Below are 2,066 nucleotides of genomic sequence, written 5' to 3'. Positions count from 1 at the left end.
ACCATCGATATTCAATGAGGCACCATTAATAAATGATGACTTCTCGCTTAATAAAAATAATATTGCATTATTGATATCTTCAGTACGGGCGTATCTCTTATATGGATTCATAGATTGTAGATTTGCATCTAACACATCTTTTTCAATCGCTTTAAACTTAGCTAATTTATCGCATGTCTGACTCCAAGACTCAGTCTCAGTGATCCAGGGATTAATTGCATTTAAATTGATATTCTCAGCGGCTAAATACTTTGAACATGCTTTGGTGAACCCAGCTAATGCTGAATTAACAGTGCTATTAATAATAAAAAGTGGATCAGGATCATAGCAGAAAGTACCATTAATAATAATTATTTTCCCGCGTTGATACTTTGACATCATCCTGGACACCGCTTGGGTCATTCGGATTGTTCCCATAAGCTTTGCCTGCATCGTCACCTGCCAGTCATCCTCTGTAGTAGAGAAAAAATCTGTCGGCTCACCATTCCCTGCTGCATTTATCAGTACATCAATTGGACCATAATATTCATCAATATAGGCCACCCCTTGATCCACAGAGATCTGACTAGATATATTTATCTTTTGCGTAACAACATAAGATTGCTTATTCGTCTGGTTAATTATCTCCTGCTTTACTCGTTCCAATTTGTTATCGTTGCGCCCGACCAATACCACTTTATAATTGTTTTCCACCAACCCCCGGGCTATTTCCTTACCAATGGAACCCGTTGCCCCCGTCACTATAGCTAATTTATTTAACATGATTTTATTTTGAACTCTCAATAGGGTTAAAAAAACTACTGGCTTTAGACTTCCCAATATAATTAATCGCCAGAATAATATTAATCACTGATACCGAAACACAGACTATCACCACACCCAACCAATTCATCGAATGCCATACTAAACCAAGAACAAATGTGCCAAAACTCCCTCCAGCTAGACAGGACAAAAGATATAATGATGAAACTGTTCCTTTAGATGAACTATCTACAAATTGGTTAAGGATAGACATAACAATAGGCTGCATACCAAAAACGAATATAAATAAAGCAAAAATCCCCAACGCAACAATATAAATATTATTGCTACAGGCAATAACTAATATAGACGCAGATACCCCACATAAGAATGTGATTATAATTTTTTTCTTATCAATAGCCATTGCAAGTTTTGCACTTATAAATGCCCCACCAACTGCACTTATTCCAACGAAGTTCAACCAACCCAAGGCTGTCGATGATAGAGTAAAAGGCATTCCTCTAAGGTAGTAAGTTAGAAATGAAGACAATCCTAAATAACTAAAGAAAAGGAGAAAACCTAAAGATAAAAACAGAATAATATTTCTATCAGTGAGCATTTTTGCTGCATTTATATAAACATGACTCAATTTTTTATGATTACGCTCGACAGTAGAGTTTTCTTTTAGCCCAATAATTATCAGCAGTGCTGAAATCAGAACTAGCACTGCATACATAGAGAACGCAGTACGCCAGGAAAAGTGATCGGATAAAATACCAATGATGCTACGACTAAAAATGATACCGACAATTGATGCCGATATCATTAATCCCATTGCTTGTGGGAGTCTATCCGCCGCAGTATTTTTAGCAGTATAAGCAAATAAAGCAGCAGGAACCGCAGCAGCAAAAAATCCAAGTAATGCCATAACGAGAAGAAAAACATTATAGTTTGTAATATAAAGGCAAATAATCAAACAGAAAATAACACCTGCGCATCCAAACAAACTCAAATACTTAGCTGACGCTCTGTCAGATAGAGGACCAAATATAAAAAATGAAATAGCATAAATAAAACATGACACACTAAATGAATAGCGTGCATCTAGTACCGCCACATGAAAACTTTCTGATATTTCCTGAAAAATTAGCTGTGTGATATAAACTGCACCTACCGATAAAATAACCCCGATAACCGATATGATCAGGCTAGAAAACTCGCCGTCTGAATTACTATTTCCGAGTATGTTATTTGAATGCATAATTACACCTATTACTTTCATTTATAATAATTAAATATCTTTCGCTATTTAGCTAGAGATAGGT

General features: G+C 35.8%; 2 protein-coding genes. Both read right to left on the bottom strand.

Features of this window, described 5'->3' with window-relative positions:
- Nucleotides 1-762, bottom strand: a 762-nt coding sequence (locus V1952_RS21475; RefSeq protein WP_420072570.1) for an SDR family NAD(P)-dependent oxidoreductase, incomplete at its 3' end; no start/stop codon positions are given.
- Between the two features lie 4 nt (nt 763-766).
- Nucleotides 767-2,002 carry an MFS transporter gene (locus tag V1952_RS21470; protein WP_420075513.1) on the bottom strand — a complete coding sequence of 412 codons (1,236 nt, stop codon included), beginning with the start codon at nt 2,000-2,002 and terminating at the stop codon, nt 767-769.
- Nucleotides 2,003-2,066: the final 64 nt, after the last annotated feature.

The sequence above is a fragment of the Yersinia sp. 2542 StPb PI genome (genome assembly GCF_048593855.1).
In the GTDB taxonomy this organism is placed as follows: Bacteria; Pseudomonadota; Gammaproteobacteria; order Enterobacterales; family Enterobacteriaceae; genus Yersinia; species Yersinia enterocolitica_E.
The sequence above is the reverse complement of the archived record's forward strand: the minus strand, read 5'-3'. Positions and strand labels throughout refer to the sequence as shown.